The sequence below is a fragment of the Aeromonas sp. FDAARGOS 1409 genome (assembly GCF_019048705.1).
Lineage (GTDB): Bacteria > Pseudomonadota > Gammaproteobacteria > Enterobacterales > Aeromonadaceae > Aeromonas > Aeromonas sanarellii.
In genome coordinates, this window is sequence record NZ_CP077395.1 from 2,692,243 (window position 1) to 2,712,357 (window position 20,115).

General features: G+C 65.5%; 15 protein-coding genes. 8 read left to right on the forward strand and 7 right to left on the reverse strand.

The genetic code is table 11. From position 1 onward, the window contains the following. Positions 1 to 30 precede the first annotated feature (30 nt). The 4 genes from I6L39_RS12880 to asnS all read right to left on the reverse strand — a co-directional run bounded on the left by I6L39_RS12880 (position 31) and on the right by asnS (position 4,508). Entirely contained in the window at positions 31 to 345 is a 315-nt protein-coding gene (locus tag I6L39_RS12880; RefSeq protein WP_042077263.1) for a hypothetical protein, read from the reverse strand. Between the two features lie 339 nt (positions 346 to 684). Then, positions 685 to 1,341 (reverse strand): adenine nucleotide alpha hydrolase, encoded by a 657-nt coding sequence (locus I6L39_RS12885; RefSeq protein WP_216989855.1) that lies wholly within the window; start codon positions 1,339 to 1,341, stop codon positions 685 to 687. Between the two features lie 126 nt (positions 1,342 to 1,467). Then, complete coding sequence (locus I6L39_RS12890; protein ID WP_143237313.1) at positions 1,468 to 2,811, reverse strand: anaerobic C4-dicarboxylate transporter; 1,344 nt, start codon at positions 2,809 to 2,811, stop codon at positions 1,468 to 1,470. Positions 2,812 to 3,107: 296 nt separating this feature from the next. Further along, positions 3,108 to 4,508, reverse strand: a complete 1,401-nt coding sequence (asnS, locus tag I6L39_RS12895) for an asparagine--tRNA ligase (protein ID WP_216989856.1) — start codon at positions 4,506 to 4,508, stop codon at positions 3,108 to 3,110. Positions 4,509 to 4,748: 240 nt separating this feature from the next. Between asnS and I6L39_RS12900 the strand changes: the two genes are divergently transcribed. Then, entirely contained in the window at positions 4,749 to 5,051 is a 303-nt protein-coding gene (locus tag I6L39_RS12900) for a hypothetical protein (RefSeq protein WP_254203778.1), read from the forward strand. Positions 5,052 to 5,173: 122 nt separating this feature from the next. Here the strand turns inward: I6L39_RS12900 and I6L39_RS12905 are convergent, their stop codons facing one another. Together I6L39_RS12905 and bioA are read right to left on the reverse strand one after the other, a co-directional pair. Beyond that, positions 5,174 to 5,995, reverse strand: coding sequence for a HAMP domain-containing protein (locus I6L39_RS12905; protein WP_216989857.1), 822 nt, complete (start codon positions 5,993 to 5,995; stop codon positions 5,174 to 5,176). Positions 5,996 to 6,151: 156 nt separating this feature from the next. Beyond that, a complete protein-coding gene (gene bioA, locus I6L39_RS12910) occupies positions 6,152 to 7,426 on the reverse strand; it encodes an adenosylmethionine--8-amino-7-oxononanoate transaminase (RefSeq protein ID WP_216989858.1) in 1,275 nt (424 codons plus the stop codon). A 192-nt stretch (positions 7,427 to 7,618) separates the two neighbouring features. On the opposite strand from bioA, the gene bioB reads away from it, so the two are divergent. The 5 genes from bioB to htpX all read left to right on the forward strand — a co-directional run bounded on the left by bioB (position 7,619) and on the right by htpX (position 12,480). Further along, positions 7,619 to 8,707, forward strand: coding sequence for a biotin synthase BioB (gene bioB, locus I6L39_RS12915; RefSeq protein ID WP_216989859.1), 1,089 nt, complete (start codon positions 7,619 to 7,621; stop codon positions 8,705 to 8,707). Then, on the forward strand, positions 8,704 to 9,900 hold the full coding sequence (gene bioF / locus I6L39_RS12920; protein ID WP_216989860.1) for an 8-amino-7-oxononanoate synthase: 1,197 nt from the start codon (positions 8,704 to 8,706) through the stop codon (positions 9,898 to 9,900). Before bioB ends, bioF begins: the two co-directional genes overlap by 4 nt. Further along, positions 9,890 to 10,693: a malonyl-ACP O-methyltransferase BioC gene (gene bioC, locus I6L39_RS12925; RefSeq protein ID WP_216989861.1), complete on the forward strand. Its 804-nt coding sequence runs from the start codon at positions 9,890 to 9,892 to the stop codon at positions 10,691 to 10,693. Before bioF ends, bioC begins: the two co-directional genes overlap by 11 nt. 120 nt (positions 10,694 to 10,813) lie before the next feature. Then, a complete protein-coding gene (bioD, locus tag I6L39_RS12930) occupies positions 10,814 to 11,494 on the forward strand; it encodes a dethiobiotin synthase (protein ID WP_216989862.1) in 681 nt (226 codons plus the stop codon). Between the two features lie 113 nt (positions 11,495 to 11,607). After that, complete coding sequence (gene htpX, locus I6L39_RS12935; RefSeq protein ID WP_025326323.1) at positions 11,608 to 12,480, forward strand: protease HtpX; 873 nt, start codon at positions 11,608 to 11,610, stop codon at positions 12,478 to 12,480. Positions 12,481 to 12,561: 81 nt separating this feature from the next. Here htpX and I6L39_RS12940 read toward each other — a convergent pair whose 3' ends face one another. Further along, the gene (locus I6L39_RS12940) at positions 12,562 to 14,376 is read right to left on the reverse strand and encodes an MOSC N-terminal beta barrel domain-containing protein (protein WP_216989863.1); all 1,815 of its coding nucleotides are present in this window, start codon (positions 14,374 to 14,376) and stop codon (positions 12,562 to 12,564) included. 337 nt (positions 14,377 to 14,713) lie between these two features. Between I6L39_RS12940 and I6L39_RS12945 the strand changes: the two genes are divergently transcribed. Next, on the forward strand, positions 14,714 to 16,360 hold the full coding sequence (locus I6L39_RS12945; RefSeq protein WP_216989864.1) for an NAD(P)-binding protein: 1,647 nt from the start codon (positions 14,714 to 14,716) through the stop codon (positions 16,358 to 16,360). Then, positions 16,357 to 19,962 (forward strand): pyruvate:ferredoxin (flavodoxin) oxidoreductase, encoded by a 3,606-nt coding sequence (nifJ, locus tag I6L39_RS12950; RefSeq protein WP_216989865.1) that lies wholly within the window; start codon positions 16,357 to 16,359, stop codon positions 19,960 to 19,962. Before I6L39_RS12945 ends, nifJ begins: the two co-directional genes overlap by 4 nt. The last annotated feature ends 153 nt before the right edge of the window (positions 19,963 to 20,115 follow it).

Here is a 20,115-nt window from a genome sequence, read left to right on the forward strand (position 1 = left end):
CGGCGCGTTTCGAGGGGAAGGGGATGCCTGTCAGTGCAGGGTGGTCCACTCGTGGTCGAAGACCCTGGCCCGCTCCCAGGGCGCATCCGGCAGGCTGGAGGAGAGGCCGGTGTACTTGCCCACGTCATCCATCACGATGGCGGAGAGGATGGGGAGGTTGTTCTCGGTGCAGTACATGCGAATGCGTTGCAGCAGGGTGCGCAGTTCATCCTGGCACTGCTCCAGCCCGGCCTGCCTGGCCAGTTTGGAGTAACGAATGGTGGTGCGTTCCTTTGCAGACTCGACGAGGATGTCCCACAGCTTGTAGTCGCAGGCCGAGGTGCCCGCGGTGGCTTGGTTTGTCATAACTCTCTCCGGTGCGAAATGGTCGCTCTGTGTCGACGGGCATCTTGGCCAGTTCACCCCGGATGGATGTTGATCCAACGCAAACAAAGTGGAGGTTGTCGGTCAGGGATACCCTGGGGCACATTCTAGCGCCTCCAGGTTGGCGTTAAATATCGTTCTTGTGCCTATTTGTGGGATTTGCATCCATCAATGTGCGGTTTGGTAACTTTTGTGGGTGTCGGTCAAAGAAGACCGGAGCTATCCCCACGGGAGGGCCACGCTCGGCGACCCGCAGGCGGTGCAGGTCGGTATGAGCCAGCTTGGTCTCTTCCGGGCGTGGTGACGGTGGCCCGCGTCCTGTCAGGGCTCTGCCTGCGCCAGATAGGCCAGGTGATCCTGACGGGCGACCCGCCAGGGGCCGAGGTGCACGGGCGCCGCAAAGCCCGGGCCGTCGGTCACCATGGTGTGGTACTCCCCCTGCTCGCCGCAGGCATCGAATCCTTGGGCGTTGGCGAGCCGCTGCAACTCGGCCAGGGTGGCGGCATCGAGCCTGCGTCCGACCCACTCGGGGGCCAGCATCCGGGTATCGACGCAGGAGAGGTGGGCGACGATGCCGCGTGCCAGCAGGTCCGCCAGCAGCGCCTCGCGGGTTTGCTGCCAGAGCGGGGTGTGGACTTTGATCCCAAGGGGGCGGCAGCGCTCGCGGATCCAGTTCGGCGCGCCGCCCACGCTGTCGATATCGCCGGTGACCACCCCATCGAGGTGCCACTGCTCCTTGAGCCGTATCAGCGCCCGCTCATAACCGAGATCGAACGGTGCCTCTATGGTGACAAGCTGGTGAGGCAGGCCGAGGGCCGCCGCCTGACGGCGCACCAGCGGCAGGGGATGGGCGAGGAAACGGGGTTCGGGTGGAGCAAAGGTGACCAGGGCCACCACCTGATGACCCGCTTCGCGGGCATGGCAGAGGGCCTGCATGGCATCCTTGCCGCCGCTCCAGAGCAGGATGACGCGAGACATGGGGAGATTCCGCAAAGAAAAAGAGGGCTCATGCTACCCAGAGTACGGGCGGTTGGCAAAGCGCGGGCCGGTGGCGGGGGATAAAAAAACGGCCCCCGTGCGGGAGCCGTTCGAACTGGGGGCCTGTCACAGCAGTATGCTGGTCAGGATGAAGCCCAGGGTACAGGAGGTTACCACCCCGATGAGGCCGGGCAGGATGAAGCTGTGGTTGATGATGAACTTGCCGATGCGGGTGGTGCCGGAGCGGTCGAAGCCGATGCAGGCGAGATCGCTCGGGTAGGTCGGCAGCACGAAGTAGCCGTAGCTCGCCGGCAGGAAGGCGATAAGCAGCTTGGGCTCCACCCCCAGCGCCAGCCCCATGGGGGCGATGGCGGTGAGCGCCGCCGCCTGGCTGTTCACCAGCTTGGAGATGAGGAAGAGCACCAGGGCGTAGGTCCAGGGCTGGGCCTGCACCACGTGGGAGAGGGACTCCTTGAGCAGCGGCATGTGGGCCTGGAAGAAGGTCTCGCTCATCCAGGCGACCCCGAACACGGAGAAGATGGCGACCATGCCCGCCTTGAAGACGGCGCCGTTGGCGATCTCCCCCGGCTTGACCTTGCAGCGCATCAGTATGATGGCGCCGGCGATCAGCATCATCATCTGGATCACCAGGTTCATGGAGAGGGGGCCCGTCTTGTCCTTGATGGTGAAGACAGGGCGCAGCGCCTCGTCGGCACCCAGCAGCACCACGGCGGCGATGGCGGCGAAGAAGATCCAGGTGGACCAGTAGGCCTCTTTCGGGAACTTGGTATTGAGCAGGGTCTCGCCGCCGCCGTAGATGAAGTCGCGCTGGGCAGGGTCCTTGAGTTTGGCCTGGAACTCCTCGTCCTTGTCCAGATCCTTGCCGCGGCGCAGGCTCCAGAGGGCCGCCACCATGACACCGGTGAGGGAGGAGGGGATGGCGATCATCAGGATGTCGAGCAGACCATAGGCCTGACCCACGCCGTGAGCCGCCGCCAGGATGGAGACCATGGAGACCACGGCCACCGAGACCGGCGAGGCGCAGATGGCCATCTGGGAGGCAACGGACGCCACTGCCATGGGGCGCTCCGGGCGGATGTTCTTCTGCAGCGCGATGTCGGCGATGATGGGGAACATGGTGTAGACCACGTGGCCGGTGCCGCACAGGAAGGTGAGGGTCCAGGTAGTGAGCGGCGCCAGCAGGGTGATGTACTGGGGGTGGCGGCGCAGCAGGCGTTCGGCCACCTGCATCATCAGGTTGAGGCCGCCGGCAGTCTGCAGGGTGGCGGCGCAGCCGATCACCGCGAGTATGGTCAGCATCACCTGCACCGGCGGCTCGCCCGGCACCAGGCCGAAGACGAAGGTCAGCAGGAAGAGGCCGATGCCGCTGATAAGACCAAGCCCCATGCCCCCAAAGCGGGTACCCAGCAGCAAGCAGCCGAGTACCACCAAAAATTCCATCAAGATCATTCCATTACCTCGTGTGTTTTATCCATGTTCCCATCGGCCAGCTGCCCGGGATCCGCTGTCGTCAATTACCCCTGAAGGGTTATGGATATTCTGTCACCCCTAAAGGGGTAAAAATTTGCGTTGCTTCAACAACCCGCTTTTTTCCGATTTAAGTGCATAAAAACTACGGTCGACCCGCTTTACCAAAGGAAAAACCGGGCCAGGGTCGTGGGAAGGAGGGAGACAAGGGGGAAACGACAGGCATAAAAAAGCCGACCCAGAGGTCGGCTCTTGCACTGTGCGAGCAGGCGGTCGCCTTAGAACTCGGCGGTGCGGGGGGTACGGGGGAAGGGGATGACGTCGCGCACGTTGCCCATGCCGGTCACGTAGACCACCAGGCGCTCGAAGCCCAGGCCGAAGCCGGAGTGCGGCACTGTGCCGTAGCGGCGCAGGTCGCGGTACCACCAGTAGTCTTCCTTGTTCAGGCCCATCTCGGCCAGACGGGCATCCAGCACCTCGAGACGCTCCTCGCGCTGGGAGCCGCCGATGATCTCGCCGATCCCCGGGGCCAGCACGTCCATGGCGGCGACGGTCTTGCCGTCGTCGTTGAGGCGCATGTAGAAAGCCTTGATGTCCTTCGGGTAGTTCTTCACCACCACCGGGGACTTGAAGTGCTCCTCGGCCAGGTAGCGCTCGTGCTCGGAGGAGAGGTCGATACCCCAGGAGACCGGGAACTCGAAGCTCTTGCCGCAGTTCTTCAGCACTTCGATGGCGTCGGTGTAGTCAATCTGGGCGAAGTCGGAGGCGACGAAGCGCTCCAGACGGCCGATGGCGTCCTTGTCCACGTGCTGGGCGAAGAATTCCAGATCGTCCCGGCGCTCCGCCAGCACGGCGTTGAAGACGTACTTCAGCATGGCTTCGGCCAGGGCGGCGTTGTCTTCCAGGTTGGCGAAGGCCACTTCCGGTTCCACCATCCAGAACTCGGCCAGGTGGCGGCTGGTGTTGGAGTTTTCGGCGCGGAAGGTGGGCCCGAAGGTGTAGACCTTGGACAGGGCGCAGGCATAGGTCTCGACGTTGAGCTGGCCGGAGACGGTCAGGAAGGTCTCCTTGCCGAAGAAGTCCTTGTCGTAGTCCACCTTGCCTTCGGGGGTGCGCGGCAGGTTTTCCAGATCCAGGGTGGAGACGCGGAACATCTCGCCGGCCCCTTCGGTGTCGGAGGCGGTGATGAGGGGCGCGGCGATCCAGAGGTAGCCCTGTTCGTGGAAGAAGCGGTGAATGGCCTGGGAGAGGCAGTTGCGCACCCGGGTCACGGCGCCGACGATGTTGGTACGGGCACGCAGGTGGCCCTGCTCGCGCAGGTATTCGATGCTGTGGCGCTTGGCGGACATGGGGTAGGTGTCCGGATCCTCGACCCAGCCCACCACCTTGACCTCGGTGGCCTGCAGTTCGAACGCCTGGCCGCTGCCCTGGGATTCGACCACCAGACCTGTCACTTCCACCGAGCAGGCTGTGGTCAGACGCAGCACTTCATTCTCGTAATTGGCCAGGGTATTGGGGACGACTGCCTGCACCGGATGGAAGCAGGAGCCATCGGAGATGGCCAAAAATGAGATCCCCGCCTTGGAATCGCGGCGGGTCCGGATCCACCCTTTCACTGTCTGGGTGGTGCCGACCGAATACTTACCGGCCAGCACATCTACTACGGATGCGTGCGTCATCGAAATATTGTCTCCAGCTTGTTCTTGCAGCGCTATTTGCAACACTAGGGGTCTGGCCCGGGCACAGTTGGCCCACCATGGCAGACTAAGCCGTTCATCTTACCCGCGCGGGTTTGATAAACAAGCAAAAATGTCGGACCCTTGCGGGGATTTCCCCATGCATCCTGCATGGATCCTGACGGTTGGACGGGGGTGAGGGTGAAGGAGCGCAGGCGGGGGCCGGATGGCCGGGTACGGCTACTGAGGGGGCTGGTGATCCTCTGCTGGGGCGGTTTCATCGCCCTGCTCTCCCTCTATCACTTCGCCAGGCCGCAGACTGCCTATGGTTTTCTGGTCTATGGCGGGGTCAGGGTGCGCCAAAGCTGGGATCCCGCCCTCACCCCCTGGCTGGAGCGCGGGCTCTGGGCCTGCTGCCTGCTGACCCTGGTGGTCCTGGCGCTGGAGCGCGGCCGCAGCCGCCGGCAGGAGGATGCCCTGCACGCCAACCTCTTTATCCTGCTGCTGATCCTGGTGGCCAGCCTGCTGTTTTACTACCTGGGGTGATAGTCTGACGGCTCGTCCTACGGCGAGGCGCTGGAGCGCAGGCGCAGCCTACTGCAAGAGGATGCGCTGCACATCAATCTCTTGATCCAGCAGCGGATCCTGGTGGCCAGCCTACTGTTTTACTACCTGGGGTGATAGTCTGACGGCTCGTCCTGCGGCGGGGCGACCGAGCGCTTGCCGAGCTGGCGCTCCACGCTGTCGAGCATCTGGTTGTAGGCGAGTGCCACCCGGCCAATCTCGTCCCCTTCATCCCCCTCCAGCCGATGGCCGAAGTCGTTGCGATCGGTCGCCTCCTCCATGGAGCGGGTCAGCTGGTTCAGGGGGCGAACTATCCAGGTGCGGATGACCCAGAGGGTGAGCAGCAGCCCCAGCCCGAAGATGAGGGTGAGGCTGAGCGCCGAGGTGAGGATGTTCTGCTCGACCCGGGTGAACAGGGAGTCGAGGGAGTAGTCAAAGCGCACCGCCCCCAGCACGGTATTTTCCGGCACCTGGTGGCAACTGGTGCAGTCGGTGCCGCGAAAGTCTTTCTGCGCCAGCAACGGGCGGGTCACCACCAGCCGGCTGTGCATGCCGTCATGCTCCACCTCCAGGCTGCCCTTGCCCGCCAGGGCCAGGGCGTCAAATCTGTCTTTCGGAGCCTCCACGTCACGGCCCGGCCCGAACTGCTTGTTGACCGCCGCCCCGCGCACGATGCGGGCATCCTCCACGTGGGCGTGATCGAGAAACTTGGCGCGCAGGGTGTCGCGGGCCTCCATCTTGCCGGTCAGCATCAGCATGTTGAGACCGTCGAAGTAGGCCTCGGTCTGCTCGCGGCTCTGCTCCTTGATGAGGGTCAGGATGAGATCCCGCTCGCGCACCGCCTGATAGGCTGCGGAAAACACCAATACCATGGAGAAGATGAAGAGCAGGAAGAAATTGATCTTGGCAGCAATGGAGAGGCGCATGGGACTGGTACATCTGTTGGGTAAAACGCGCGCAGTCTACTCTCCTCGCCGGACGGGTTTTGATGACTTGCTCACATTCTGATGAAAAAGAGCCAAAAGGCCCCGTCGCCATGACGGGGCCATTGTGACGGGGTCTTGTGCCGAGCCTCTTCTGGCTCAGAACTCCCCGGCGGTGATGGCCTCGCGGATGGCGCAGGTCAATACCCGCAGCTCCTCGGGGGTGATGACGAAGGGAGGCATCAGGTAGACGAGCTTGCCGAAGGGGCGGATCCAGGCCCCAAGCGACACGAACTTGCGCTGGATGCGCGCCACATCCACCCGCTCCTTCATCTCCACCACCCCGATGGCGCCGAGCACCCGGACATCGGCCACCGCCGGGTGCAGGGTCAGCTCCACCAGCTCGGTGCGCAGCTGGTGTTCGATGGCTTGCACCCGATCGCGCCAAGGTGAGGCCAGCAGCAGCTCGATGGAGGCGTTGGCGACGGCGCACGCCAATGGATTGCCCATAAAGGTGGGGCCGTGCATAAAGACGCCCGCCTTCCCATCACACACGGTGCGGGCGACATGCTCTGTGGTCAGGGTGGCCGACAGGGTCAGATAGCCCCCGGTAAGCGCCTTGCCCAGACACATGATGTCGGGGCTGATCCCCGCCCAGTCGCAGGCGAAGAGCTGGCCGGTGCGGCCAAAGCCGGTGGCGATCTCGTCGGCAATCAGCAGCAGGCCGAACTCGTCGCACAGGGCGCGCACCCACTGCAGGTAGCGGGGGTGATAGAAGCGCATGCCGCCTGCCCCCTGGACTATGGGTTCGAGCACGATGGCGGCGATTTCCTCGTGATGATCCGCCACCAGGGTGGCGAGCTCCACCACGCAACGCTCGTCCCACTCGGCGTGGAAGCGGCAGCCGGGGGCTTCGACGAAATGGTGCTCGGGCAGGAAGCCCTTGTAGAGCTCGTGCATGCCGCCATCGGGATCGCACACGCTCATGGCGCCGAAGGTGTCACCGTGATAGCCGCCCCGCAGGGAGACGAATTTGGCGCGGGGCGTCCCCTTGGCGTGCCAGTACTGCTGGGCCATCTTGAGGGCCACCTCCACCGCCACCGAGCCGGAGTCCGCCAGAAAGACCCGATCCAGCCCCTTTGGCGTTATATCAACCAGCTTGCGGCAGAGCTCGACTGCGGGGGCATGGGTCAGGCCGCCAAACATCACGTGGGACATCTTGCCGAGCTGGGCGGTGGCGGCCGCGTCGAGCTCAGGCACCTGGTAGCCGTGCACGCAGGCCCACCAGGAGCTCATGCCATCCACCAGCTCGCGCCCGTCCGTCAGGGTGAGGGTCACCCCCTTGGCGCTGGCCACTTCGTAGCAGGGCAGGGGATGGGTGAGGGAGGTATAGGGATGCCAGACGTGGTGCAGGTCGAATTCTTGATTGGTCATTTTGTGTTCTGTTGTCAATTAATTTGATCTGGTCGGTGTTGACAGTCTACGCGCGCTCTCTACACTAGCCAACAATTTCAGCCACTTGGCTTCGCTCACGCCCTTGCGGTGCATAGTCCAGCTGGCGGGTTCTGCGGCCATCTCTCCATGAGCGCGGCGCAGGATCCCACCTATAACAACCGGAAGCCATGTATGAATGCTCTCACCGCGGGCGCCCACGCCCTTCGTCACGACTGGACCCTGACCGAGGTTCAGGCCCTGTTCGCCCTGCCATTCAACGATCTGCTGTTCCAGGCCCAGACGGTGCACCGCGCCCATTTCGACCCGAACGAGGTGCAGGTGAGCACCTTGCTCTCCATCAAGACCGGTGCCTGCCCGGAGGATTGCAAATACTGCCCCCAGAGCGCCCGCTATCACACCGGGCTCGAGACCGAGCGGCTGATGGAGGTGGAAAAAGTGCTGGAGCGGGCCCGGGAAGCCAAGGCCAACGGCTCGTCCCGTTTCTGCATGGGGGCCGCCTGGCGCAACCCCAAAGAGAAGGACATGCCCTACATCATCCGGATGATTGAAGAGGTGCGCGGGCTCGGCATGGAGACCTGCATGACACTAGGGATGCTGACCGCGGATCAGGCGGCGCGTCTCGGGGCCGCGGGCCTGGATTACTACAACCACAACCTCGACACCTCGCCGGAGTTTTACGGCGACATCATCACCACCCGTACCTATCAGGACCGGCTCGACACCCTGGAGCACGTGCGCGGCGCCGGCATGAAGGTCTGTTCCGGCGGCATCGTCGGCATGGGGGAACAGGCTAAAGACCGTGCGGGCCTCCTGATGGCGCTCGCCAACCTGCCGCGCCACCCGGAGAGCGTGCCCATCAACATGCTGGTCAAGGTGAAGGGGACGCCCCTGGAGAACCAGGAGAACCTGGACCCGTTCGAATTTATCCGCACCATCGCAGTGGCGCGCATCATGATGCCCGCCTCCCACGTGCGCCTCTCCGCCGGGCGGGAGAAGATGAACGAGCAGATGCAGGCCATGTGCTTTATGGCGGGGGCAAATTCGATATTTTATGGCTGCAAGCTGCTGACCACTCCCAATCCGGACGAGAACAGCGACATGCAGCTCTTCAAGCGCCTCGGCATCCGCCCTGCCCAGCGGGCCCAGAAGCCGGATCAGGTTCAAGAGGAGGAGCTGCTGGCCGAGGTGAACCGCCAGCGCGAGCCCAGCGAGCTCTTCTACGACGCCACCCGCTCCCGCACAGAAGCCGTCCGTACATGATGACCCCTGTTGTCACAGGCCCCTTTGCACTGGGGCAGGCCCTGGCCGAGCGTGAGCAGGCCGCCCTGCTGCGCCGCCGCACCCCGGTAGAGGCCGCGAGCGGCGGGCGGATCCGGGTCGGGGGGCGGGACTACCTCAACGTCTCTGGCAACGACTACCTGGGGCTCGCGGGCCATACCGCCATCAAGGCCGCCTTCGCGGCGGGCGTGGCGCAATATGGCGCAGGCGCTGGCGCCTCGCCCCTGGTGACCGGCTACAGCCGCGCTCACCAGCAACTGGAGGAGACGCTTGCCGATTGGCTCGGGGTGGAGGCGGTGCTGCTGTTCAACTGCGGCTTCTCCGCCAACCAGGCGGTGCTCAAGGCCCTGCTCGGCAAGGAGCATCTGCTGTGGCAGGACAGGCTCAACCATGCCTCCCTGCAGGAGATGGGCAGCCAGCTCCCCTGCAAGATGAAGCGCTTCGGTCATAACGACATGGCGGCCTTGGAACGGCTGCTTGAGCCAAACCGGGGCCTGATCGTCTCGGAAGGGGTCTTCAGCATGGACGGGGATCAGGGCCCCTGGGTTGAACTTGCAACATTGGCTGCCCAGAGCGGCAACTGGCTGATGATCGACGATGCTCACGGCCTCGGCGTGCTTGGTGCCGAGGGGCGCGGCACCCTGGCGGCCCAGGGGGTGAACCCGGCCAGCGTGCACATCCAGATGGGGACCTTCGGCAAGGCGCTCGGGGTGGCCGGCGCCTTTGTGGGCGGCAGTCGCGAGCTGGTGGAGTACCTGGTCAATTTTGCCCGCCACTATGTCTACAGCACCCATATGCCCCCCGCCCAGGCGTGCGCCGTGCGCCAGAGCATCGAGCTGGTGCGCGCCGCCGACGAGGCCCGTGCCCAGCTTGCCCGGCTGATCGCCCGGTTCAGGCGAGGGGCAGAGGTGCTGGGCTGGCAGCTGGGGGCAAGCGACACCCCCATCCAGCCGCTGCTGGTGGGGGAGAGCGGCGCTGCCCTGCAACTGGCCGAGCGGCTGCGGGAGCGCGGCGTCTGGGCCGGGGCCATCCGCCCGCCGACTGTGCCGGTCGGCACGGCGCGCCTTCGCATCACCCTGTGCGCCGCCCACGGCGAGGACGACGTGGATCGCCTGCTCGAGGCCCTGGGTCCGCGCCCGGCCACCGACGAGAGAGGGGGCGACCATGCTCCATGAGCGTTTCCAGTCGGTGGACAAGGCGCAGCTCGCCCGCCGCTTCGGGGCGGCGGCCCGTCACTACGACGCCCACGCCCGCTTCCAGCAGGAGGTGGGGCAGGCACTGCTGGTGTGCATGGACGAGGGGGGCGTGAAAGAGGTGCGCTCAGGGGCCGGGCTGGATCTCGGCTGCGGCACCGGCTTCTTTCTGCCGGATCTGGCCTCGCGCTGCGACGCGCTGACCGGGCTGGATCTCGCCCCCGGCATGCTGGCCCAGGCCGCCCTTCGCGGCAGTGGCGCCCGCCTGGTGTGCGGCGACGCGGAGGCGCTCCCCTTTGCCGACCAGAGCCTGGACTGGGTCTTCTCCAGCCTGGCCCTGCAGTGGTGCGAGCGTCCGGCCCAGGCCTTCGCCGAGCTCAACCGGGTGCTCCGGCCCGGTGGTCAGGTCTTCTTCTCGACCCTGCTTTCGGGGTCCCTGTGGCAACTGCGGGAGGCCTGGCGCGCCGTCGATGGCCGCGCCCACGTCAATCGCTTCCTGACGCTGCCCCAGTTGCAGCAGGCGGCCCGTGACGGGGGCTTCGATGCCCCTGAGCTCTGCCCGCTGACCTGGTCCCTCGCCTACCCGGCGCTCAGCGGACTGCTGCGCGACCTCAAGGGGATAGGCGCGAGCCAGGTCAACGACGAGCGGCCCGCGGGCCTGGGTCATCGCCAGCGCCTGGTGCGCCTGGGGGAGGCCTACGAGCGTTATCGCCAGCCCGACGGCCTGCTGGCCGCCAGCTACGAGGTTTGCCTCGGGCGCCTGATCCGGGCATAAGCCGTTCGCCAACCAAGCGTCATCACCGGGTCCGCAGCTCAACGCGGCCCGATCTTGTCACCGAACATCATCAATGTGCGCAGGCAGGCATGTCGCCCGCCATCGCGCCGAGGAGTCATCATGACCAGATCCTATTTCATCACGGGCACGGACACCGATGTGGGCAAGACGCTGGTCGCCCGTACCCTGCTGCAGGCGTTCGCCGCTCAAGGCATCCCCTGCGCCGGCTACAAGCCGATTTCCGCCGGCTGTGCCCGCACCCCAGCGGGGCTGCGCAACCTCGATGCCCAGTTGCTGCAGGCGGCCGCCAGCCTGCCTCTGCCCTACGAGCAGGTCAATCCCTATGCCTTCGAGCCCCCCATAGCCCCCCATATCGCCGCCCGGGAGGCGGGGGAGAGCATCCCCTTCGCCGGACTGTCGGCGGGGCTGAGGAAGATAGAGGCGAGCGGGGCCGATCTCGTGATCGTCGAGGGGGCGGGGGGCTGGTTGCTGCCGCTGGATCACCAGCATCTGCTCTCGGACTGGGTCGCCCTTGAGCGGTTGCCGGTGATCCTGGTGGTGGGGGCCAGGCTGGGGTGTCTCAACCATGCCCTGCTCACCGTCTCCGCCATTCGCCAGCAGGGGCTGACCTTGGCGGGCTGGGTGTCCAACCGGGTGGATCCGCACATGAATCGTTATCCGGAGAACCTGGCGACCTTGAAAGCCTTGCTGCCGGCCCCATTTTTGGGTGAGATACCCTTCGTGGAGGCACCGCACGAGACGGACTTGCGCGACTGCCTCGACATCTCGCCCCTGCTCTGAGGCCAGACATTCAGCAATCATTCATCGTGTCTGTCTATTATCTGGGGCAAGTGTGGCATCGGTCGCCCCTGGGGTGACCCGAGCCATGCATCCATATCTCACAAGGAGTCAATATGAAGCGAATTATGCTATTCCTGGTGACCAACCTGGCCGTCATGCTGGTGCTGGGGGTGGTGCTCAATATCCTGTTCTCGGTTCTGGGGATCAACAAGTCCAGCATTTCCGGGCTGTTGGTGTTCTGCGCCGTGTTCGGTTTTGGGGGTTCCTTTATCTCCTTGCTGATGTCCAAGTGGATGGCCAAGCGCAGCTATGGCGTCCAGGTCATCGAGCAGCCCCGCAACGAGACCGAGCACTGGCTGGTGAGCACGGTCGCCCGTCAGGCCCGTGAGGCTGGCATCAAGATGCCGGAAGTGGGGATCTACGACTCCCCCGAGATGAACGCCTTCGCCACCGGCGCCCGCCGCGATGACTCCCTCGTGGCCGTGTCGTCCGGCCTGCTCTACAGCATGAGCCGCGACGAGGCGGAGGCCGTGCTGGCCCACGAGGTGAGCCACGTGGCCAACGGCGACATGGTGACCCTGACCCTGATCCAGGGGGTGGTGAACACCTTCGTGATGTTCTTCGCCCGCATCGTGGCCGGCGTCATCAGCAACGTCTTCAGCTCCAACAACGACGAGGAGAGCAGCAGCTCCGGCGGCTTCGCCTACATGATCACCGTGTTCGTGCTGGAGATGATCTTCGGCGTGCTGGCCTCCATGATCGTCATGTGGTTCAGCCGTCAGCGCGAGTTCCGCGCCGACGCCGGTGCCGCCAAGCTGGCCGGCCGTGACAAGATGATCGCCGCGCTGCAGCGTCTCGCCCGCGGTGCCGAGCCGCAGCTGGAAGGTTCCATGATGGCCTTCGGCATCAACGGCAAGCGCTCCATGAGCGAGCTGTTCATGAGCCACCCGCCCATCGAGCAGCGCATCGCCGCCCTGCGTGGCTGATTGCCAGACACCACAAGAAAACGGCTGCCCAGGGGCAGCCGTTTTGCTTTTCGGGGCGGGGCGTTTTGCCCCCCGATCACCCTATTCGACCACGAGATCCGTCAGGGGCACGGCGCAGCAGGCGAGGAACTTGCCCTGGGCCCGCTCTGCGGCTGTGATGGCCGGTGCATCCGGGTGATCCACCTCTCCCGACAACAGCGTCTGCTTGCAACTGCCGCAGATGCCGGCGCGGCAGCTCCAGGGCAGCTCCACCCCCTGCTTGTTGGCCTGATCCAGCACTGTGCTCTGGTTGTTGCCGGCAAACTCCCGCTCCCCGATACGCAGGCGCACCGCCTGGTGGGGACGGGCCACCGAGAGGATGGCGCCGCCAAAGCTCTCCTGGCGGATGCGATCGGCGGGCACGCCGAGGGCGGTCAGCCGGTTGGCCGCGTCGGCCATAAAGCCCTGGGGACCGCAGACGAACACCTCTCGTCCGGCCAGCCCCTTGACCTGGCCGAGGTGGCTGTCATCCAGCCGTCCCTTGAGCCCCTGCCAGTGCGCCTCGGGCTGGCTCAGGATCAGGGTGAGGGTCATCCCCTGCCGCGCCAGTGCGTGCAGCTCGGCGGCGGCGGGGATGTCCGCCTCGCAGCGGCACAGGTGCATGAAGTGAACGTCATCCAGCTCCCCGCGCAGGGCCAGGGTGCGGGCAATGGAGAGCATGGGGGTAACGCCGGATCCCGCCGAGAGCAGCAGCAGGGCGCGCTCGGCCCCCAGGTGAAACTCGCCGGCAGGGGCGGCCGCCAGCAGGCGGTCACCCACCTGCAACTGCCGGTGCAGCCAGGGGGAGATGCGGCCCTCGCCGAGGCGCTTGACGCTGATGCCGTAACGCTCGGGCCGCTCCGGGGTGGAGCTCAGGGTATAGCGGCGCTGGACCCGCTCCATCTTGATTCCCTGGCCGATGTCGAGGCTGATGGGCAGGTGCTGGCCCGGCAGGTAGTCGGGCAGGGGCTCGCCGTCGGCAGCCTCGAACCAGAAGGTCTCCAGATCCCGCGCCAGGGGCTCCCGGGCCACGCACACCAGCTCGCGTTTTTTGGGGGCGGCGTTGGGGTAGACAGGCGGGCGCACCCGCTCCAGCACCTCGATCTCGCTGCCCGCCTCGATCCACCCTTCGTTCAGGGCCACCAGATTCTGGCCGAAGTAGACCTCCCCATCCTCGCCACGGCGATAGCGGCTGAGGGTGGCGAGCGGCTCTTTCAGGGCGTTGAAGCGATCCGTGCCCGGTTCCACCGTGGTCATGATGCAGCGGCTGCACGGTTTGGCGACCCGAAACTCCACCTCGCCGATGCGGATCCGCTTCCAGCCGTCCTCCTCGAAGGGGCGGGTGCCGCTCGCCACCAGGTTGGTGCGAAACTGGCTCATCTGGTGCAAGGCGTCGGATCTCAGGTTGAGATCCTCAAGCGAACCCTGGCTGATGAGCAGCAGGGGATAGCCGTCGGCAAAGCTCACCCGGGTGCCGGTCTTCTCCCGGAAACGCGTGGACTCCTCGCCGAGCCAGAGCAGCGCAACCGGTTCGCCAGCCACCCGACTCAGCCAGCTGTCGGTGATCGGCGTGGTATGCAGGGCGGTGAAATGGTCGCTCCAGACTCCGGTGGCCCGAGGGGTGCGGGAAAAATCCCGTTCTTGCAGGGTGAGGGGCTCAAGGCCCGGATAGTGCAGTTGCAGGCCGCCGTCCATGGGGGTCGCCACCACCTGTTGCAGCTGCGGATGGGTGCGGGCTGTGATGAAGCTGCCGTCCGGCTTGACCACCATGTAGCGGCGATCCCCGGCAAGACCCTCTTCGGTGACCAGGGCGCGGCTCAGCGGCATGCCGGCCGTCGACTTGATGGGGTAGAGATGTATGCTGGCGAGGGTCGGCATGTCCTGGTCCTTGTGCTGTGGCGAATCCGGTGAAGAGGGGAAGATAACGATTCCTGCCCCGAGCGGCAATCCTCTCTTCTCCCCCCATGATGGGGGGCGGCGCATGGCCTCTGCCGCTCCGCCCTGTGATCGGGATCCGGTTGTGGGGGCCGGGCACCATAAAATGCAACATTTATTGATCCTGATCCGCCATGTCGTACAAAAAACGGCCCATCATCGAACCAGCTTCCAGTTTCTGACGCTTTCGCTTCTTCCCCTCCGGCCACCGTCCGCCCAGGCGACACGGTATCAAGTGCATTCGGATGGGGCCTGTCACACAAAAAGAAGAAAGCAATCTATGAGCAAACAACTGGACATGACCCCACAGCCGGATCTCTCCCTGAAGACGGGAACAGGCCCGGTGCGTACCCGGCTGCCCGTCTGGCGGGCGGCCCTGCCACCTTGCAACCACGCCTGCCCGGCCGGCGAGAATATCCAGGCCTGGCTTGCCCTGGCCGAAGCGGGCCGCTTCGAGGCGGCCTGGCAGCGACTCATCGAAGAAAATCCCCTGCCTGCGGTCCACGGGCGGGTCTGTTATCACCCCTGCGAGAGTGCCTGCAACCGCGCCCAGGTAGATGAGGCCGTCTCCATCCACGCCATCGAGCGCTTCCTCGGCGACGAGGCGCTGGCCCGGGGCTGGCAGCCCGCAACCCCCGCACCCGCCAGCGGCAAGAAGGTGTTGGTGATCGGTGCCGGCCCCTCCGGTCTCTCCTGCGCCTGGCACCTCAACCGGCTCGGCCATCAGGTGGAGATCCGCGAGGCGGGGCCGCTCGCCGGCGGCATGCTGCGCTTCGGCATTCCCGCCTACCGCCTGCCCCGCGACGTGCTGGATCGGGAGGTGGCCCGCATCCTGGCGGCCGGGGTGACGCTGACCCTCAACCACAAGGTGGAGGATGTGCTGCGCGAACGCGACCAGGGGGGCTTTGACGCCGTCTTCATGGCCATCGGCGCCCATCTGGCCAAGCGGGTCGACATTCCGGCCCGGGAAGCGGGCAAGATCCTCGATGCGGTGAGCTTCCTCGAACAGGCCAGCCTGGCGGAGGAGCAGGGCTTGCCGCCACCCAAGCTGGGACGACGAGTAGCCATCTACGGCGGCGGCAACACCGCCATGGATGCGGCCCGTACCGCTCGTCGCCTCGGTGTGGAAGAGGCGATGATCATCTACCGCCGCGACCGGGATCATATGCCGGCCCACGCCTTCGAAGCCCTTGAGGCCGAGGAGGAGGGGATCAAGATCAACTGGCTGCGCACCATCCGCCAGCTCGACAGCACCAATATTGAAGTGGAGGTGATGGCGCTGGATGCCGAGGGCAAGCCGGTGCCCACCGGCCAGTTTGAAACCCTGGAAGCGGACTCCCTCATTCTGGCGCTGGGTCAGGAGGTGGACTTGAGCGTGCTGGAGAGCATCCCCGGCGTGCGGGTCAGCCAGGAGGGGGTGGTGCAGGTTGGCGAGAACCTGATGACGGACGTGCCGGGTCTGTTTGCGGGCGGCGACATGGTGCCGAGTGAGCGCACCGTCACCATCGCCACCGGCCACGGCAAGAAGGCGGCGCGCCATATGGATGCCTGGCTGAGGGGGGGGCAGTATCGCAAGCCGGACGCCCACCCGCTGGTGGGGCCAGAGCAGTTGCAGCTCTGGTTCCAGACCCAGGCACCTGCCAGCAGCCAGCCGGTCAAACCGCCCTCGGCGCGGGACGACTTTGGCGAGATCATCGGCGGGCTGGACGAGACGGCGGCCCGCTACGAGGCGGCGCGCTGCTACTCCTGCGGCAACTGCTTCGAGTGCGACGGCTGTTATGGCAGCTGCCCCGAGCAGGCCATCGCCAAGCTGGGGCCGGGTCTGGGGTATCAGGTGGATGCCGAGCGCTGCACCGGCTGCGGCGCCTGCCATGACCAGTGCCCCTGCCACGCCATCCTGCTGCGCCAACCTGAGGAGTCCCTATGAAACACGAACTGATCATGGTCGACGGCAACGAAGCCGCGGCGCGGGTGGCGTACCAGCTGAGCGAAGTCTGTGCCATCTACCCCATCACCCCGAGCTCGACCATGGCCGAACTGGCCGACGCCTGGGCGGCCGAGGGGCAGCGCAACCTGTGGGGCAACATCCCCACAGTCGTGGAGATGCAGAGCGAAGGGGGGGCGGCAGGGACGGTACACGGCGCCCTGCAGGCGGGGGCACTCGCCACCACCTTCACCGCCAGCCAGGGGCTGATGCTGATGCTGCCCAACATGTACAAGATCGCAGGCGAGCTGACCTCGGCGGTGTTCCATGTGGCGGCCAGATCGCTGGCGGCCCAGGGGCTCTCGATCTTTGGCGACCATCAGGACGTGATGGCGGCGCGCAGCACCGGCTTTGCCATGCTGGCCTCCGGCTCGGTGCAGGAGGCGCAGGACCTGGCCTTGATAGCCCACAGCGTCACCCTGCAGTGCCGGGTGCCCTTTATCCACTTCTTCGACGGCTTTCGTACCTCCCACGAGGTGAACAAGATCACCGCCCTGCATCGGGATGAAATTCGCGCCCTTGTCGACAACGACTGGGTGCGTGCCCACCGCGCCCGGGCACTCAACCCGGATCATCCGGTGATGCGCGGTACCGCCCAGAACCCGGACACCTATTTCCAGTCCCGCGAGAGCGTCAACCCCTTCTACGAGGCGGTGCCGGCGCGGGTGCAGCAGTGCATGGAGAGCCTCGGCAAGCTGACCGGCCGCCACTACAAGCTGGTGGAGTACCACGGCGCAACCGATGCCACCGATGTCATCGTGCTGATGGGCTCGGGGGCGGCCACCGCCCGCACCACTGTGGATTGGCTCAACCGGCAGGATCGCAAGACAGGTGTCTTGGTGGTGCGCCTCTATCGCCCCTTCCCGGTACAGGCGCTGCTGGACGCCCTGCCCAAGCGCGTGCGCCGCATCGCCGTGCTGGATCGCACCAAGGAGCCGGGGGCCAGCGGCGAGCCCCTGCTGCTGGATGTGCAGAGTGCGCTGATCGACGGCTTGCAGCGCGGCCTGCTCAAGCGGCTGCCCTGGCTCAGCGGCGGTCGCTACGGCCTCTCCTCCAAGGAGTTCACCCCGGCCATGTGCGCGGCTGTGTTCGAGGAGCTGGCTTCCGATGCGCCGCGTCCACGCTTCACCGTGGGGATAGTGGACGACGTGTCGGGCCTCAGTCTGGCCTGGCACCCCATCGGCGATCTGGAGCCCCCGAGCCGGGTGCGGGCACTGTTCTTCGGCCTCGGCGCCGACGGCACGGTCGGCGCCAACAAGAACAGCATCAAGATCATCGGCGAGCTGGAGGGCTTCCACGCCCAGGGCTACTTCGTCTACGACTCCAAGAAGTCGGGCTCGCGCACCGTCTCCCACCTGCGCTTTGGCCCCGAGCCCATCGACGCCCCCTGGCTCATCGAGCAGGCGAGCTTTATCGGCTGCCACCAGTGGGGCTTTGTCGAATCGGTGGATCTGCTGGAGCACGCCGCCGAAGGGGCGACCCTGCTGCTCAATGCTCCCCATGAGGCTGACAAGGTGTGGGGCCAGCTGCCCGAGCGGCTGCGTGCCCGCATCCGCGCCCTCGATATCCGGCTCTACTGCATCGATGGGGATCGGGTAGCCGAGCAAAACGGCATGGGCAATCGCATCAACACCATCATGCAGACCTGCTTCTTCGCCCTGGCCGGCATCTTGCCGCGGGACGAAGCGATTGCGCTGATCAAGGAGAGCATCGAGAAGAGCTATGCCCGCAAGGGGCCCGAAGTGGTGGCGCGCAACTTCGCGGCGGTGGACGATACCCTGGCACACCTCCATCAGGTGGCCATCCCGGACGGTGAGGAGCAGATCAGCGACTACCCCCTGCCACTGGCACCGGGCGGCAGCGAGTTTGTCCAGCGGGTCACAGGCCCGATGCTGGCGGGGCGCGGCGATCTCATTCCGGTCTCCATGCTGCCGGTGGATGGCACTTACCCCACCGCCACCAGCCGCTTCGAGAAGCGGGACATCGCCCGCGAGATCCCAGTCTGGCACTCGGATATCTGCATCCAGTGCGGCAACTGCGTCTTCGTCTGCCCCCACGCGGCGCTGCGGGCCAAGTTCTACCATCAGGACTGGCTGGCGAGCGCCCCCGAGGCAGCCCAGTCGGTACCCGTCACCGCCAAGGGCTTCCCCGACAGCCGCTACACATTGCAGCTCTATCCGGAGGATTGCACCGGCTGCGGTCAGTGCGTGCAGGCCTGTCCGGTGCGGGTCGGAGCGGATGCCCGCCATCAAGGCGAGAGTGCAGAAGGAGAAAGCCATGAAGGCGAGCGCGCCATCGCCATGATGGACAAGGCTCCGCATCTGGCTGGCCAGAAGCAGGCGTTGCGCTGGTTCGAGAGCCTGCCCTGGCCGGCCCGCGAGCGGGTGGATTTCTCCACCGTGCGCGGCACCCAGTTCCTCGAGCCCCTGTTCGAGTTCTCCGGTGCCTGCGCCGGCTGTGGCGAGACCCCCTACCTCAAGTTGCTGACCCAGCTGTTTGGCGATCGCATGCTGGTGGCCAACGCCACCGGTTGCTCCTCCATCTATGGCGGCAACCTGCCGACCACGCCGTGGGCCAAGAACGGCGAAGGGAAGGGACCGGCCTGGTCGAACTCACTGTTCGAGGACAACGCCGAGTTTGGCTTTGGTTTTCGCCTCACCGCCGATCAGCACCACGGTCAGGCGGTGGCGGCCTTGCAGGCGATGAAGGGGGAGATCGGGGCCGAGCTGGTGGAGACACTTGTCAGCGCCCCGCAGCGGCTGGAGTCAGAGATCCGCGCCCAGCGCACCCGGGTGGCGCAAGTGCGGGAACGGTTGGAAGAGGTGAAATCCGGCAAGGCCCGCGAGCTGCTGTCGCTTATCGATCAGCTGGTGCGCCGCTCGGTCTGGATAGTGGGCGGCGATGGCTGGGCCTATGACATCGGCTCGGCGGGGCTCGATCACGTGCTCGCTTCCGGGCGCGATGTGAACGTGCTGGTGATGGATACCGAGGTCTACTCCAACACCGGCGGCCAGATGTCGAAATCGACCCCGCTCGGTGCCGTCGCCAAGTTTGCGGCGGGGGGCAAGACGCTGGCCAAGAAGGACGTGGCGTTGCAGGCCATCTCCTACGGCAACGTCTATGTTGCCCGCATCGCCTTTGGGGCCAACCCGCAGCAGGCGCTGCAGGCCTTGCGTGAGGCGGAGGCCTATCCTGGCCCGTCGCTTATCATCGCCTACAGCCACTGCATCGCCCACGGCATCGACATGGAGTTCGGACTTACCCAGCAAAAACGCGCCGTGGCCTCGGGGCACTGGCCGCTGATGCGCTACAACCCGGTATTGCGCAGCGCCGGGCAGAACCCCTTCAGCCTCGACAGCCTGCGCCCCTCCATTCCGCTCGCCGAATACCGGCAGGAGGAGACCCGTTATCGGGTGCTGGCCCAGAGCCATCCACAGGAGGCCGAGCGGCTGATGCAGGTGGCGCAACAAGTGGCGTGGCAGAAGTGGGCCACCTACGAGGAGATGGCCACCCGCGAGGCCAGCCAGTTCCATCCGCCGGTGTGATGGTAGGGGTTAATCGATGAAGAAAAGCGGGCCATTGGCCCGCTTTTTTACAGGGATATGCGAGTGAGCTAATGCGCATTTTATAAATGTATAACTGGAGTGGAGTTCTTCTGCCTTCATTTTTGGTATTAACGCAACATACAGAATTTATTA

Bases quoted from the DNA above. Each gene is read 5' to 3' on its own strand.
- I6L39_RS12880 (WP_042077263.1), bottom strand. From the start codon at position 345: ATGACAAACCAAGCCACCGCGGGCACCTCGGCCTGCGACTACAAGCTG.
- I6L39_RS12885 (WP_216989855.1), bottom strand. From the start codon at position 1,341: ATGTCTCGCGTCATCCTGCTCTGGAGCGGCGGCAAGGATGCCATGCAG.
- I6L39_RS12890 (WP_143237313.1), bottom strand. From the start codon at position 2,811: ATGATCTTGATGGAATTTTTGGTGGTACTCGGCTGCTTGCTGCTGGGT.
- asnS (WP_216989856.1), bottom strand. From the start codon at position 4,508: ATGACGCACGCATCCGTAGTAGATGTGCTGGCCGGTAAGTATTCGGTC.
- I6L39_RS12905 (WP_216989857.1), bottom strand. From the start codon at position 5,995: ATGCGCCTCTCCATTGCTGCCAAGATCAATTTCTTCCTGCTCTTCATC.
- bioA (WP_216989858.1), bottom strand. From the start codon at position 7,426: ATGACCAATCAAGAATTCGACCTGCACCACGTCTGGCATCCCTATACC.
- bioB (WP_216989859.1), top strand. From the start codon at position 7,619: ATGAATGCTCTCACCGCGGGCGCCCACGCCCTTCGTCACGACTGGACC.
- bioF (WP_216989860.1), top strand. From the start codon at position 8,704: ATGATGACCCCTGTTGTCACAGGCCCCTTTGCACTGGGGCAGGCCCTG.
- bioC (WP_216989861.1), top strand. From the start codon at position 9,890: ATGCTCCATGAGCGTTTCCAGTCGGTGGACAAGGCGCAGCTCGCCCGC.
- bioD (WP_216989862.1), top strand. From the start codon at position 10,814: ATGACCAGATCCTATTTCATCACGGGCACGGACACCGATGTGGGCAAG.
- htpX (WP_025326323.1), top strand. From the start codon at position 11,608: ATGAAGCGAATTATGCTATTCCTGGTGACCAACCTGGCCGTCATGCTG.
- I6L39_RS12940 (WP_216989863.1), bottom strand. From the start codon at position 14,376: ATGCCGACCCTCGCCAGCATACATCTCTACCCCATCAAGTCGACGGCC.
- I6L39_RS12945 (WP_216989864.1), top strand. From the start codon at position 14,714: ATGAGCAAACAACTGGACATGACCCCACAGCCGGATCTCTCCCTGAAG.
- nifJ (WP_216989865.1), top strand. From the start codon at position 16,357: ATGAAACACGAACTGATCATGGTCGACGGCAACGAAGCCGCGGCGCGG.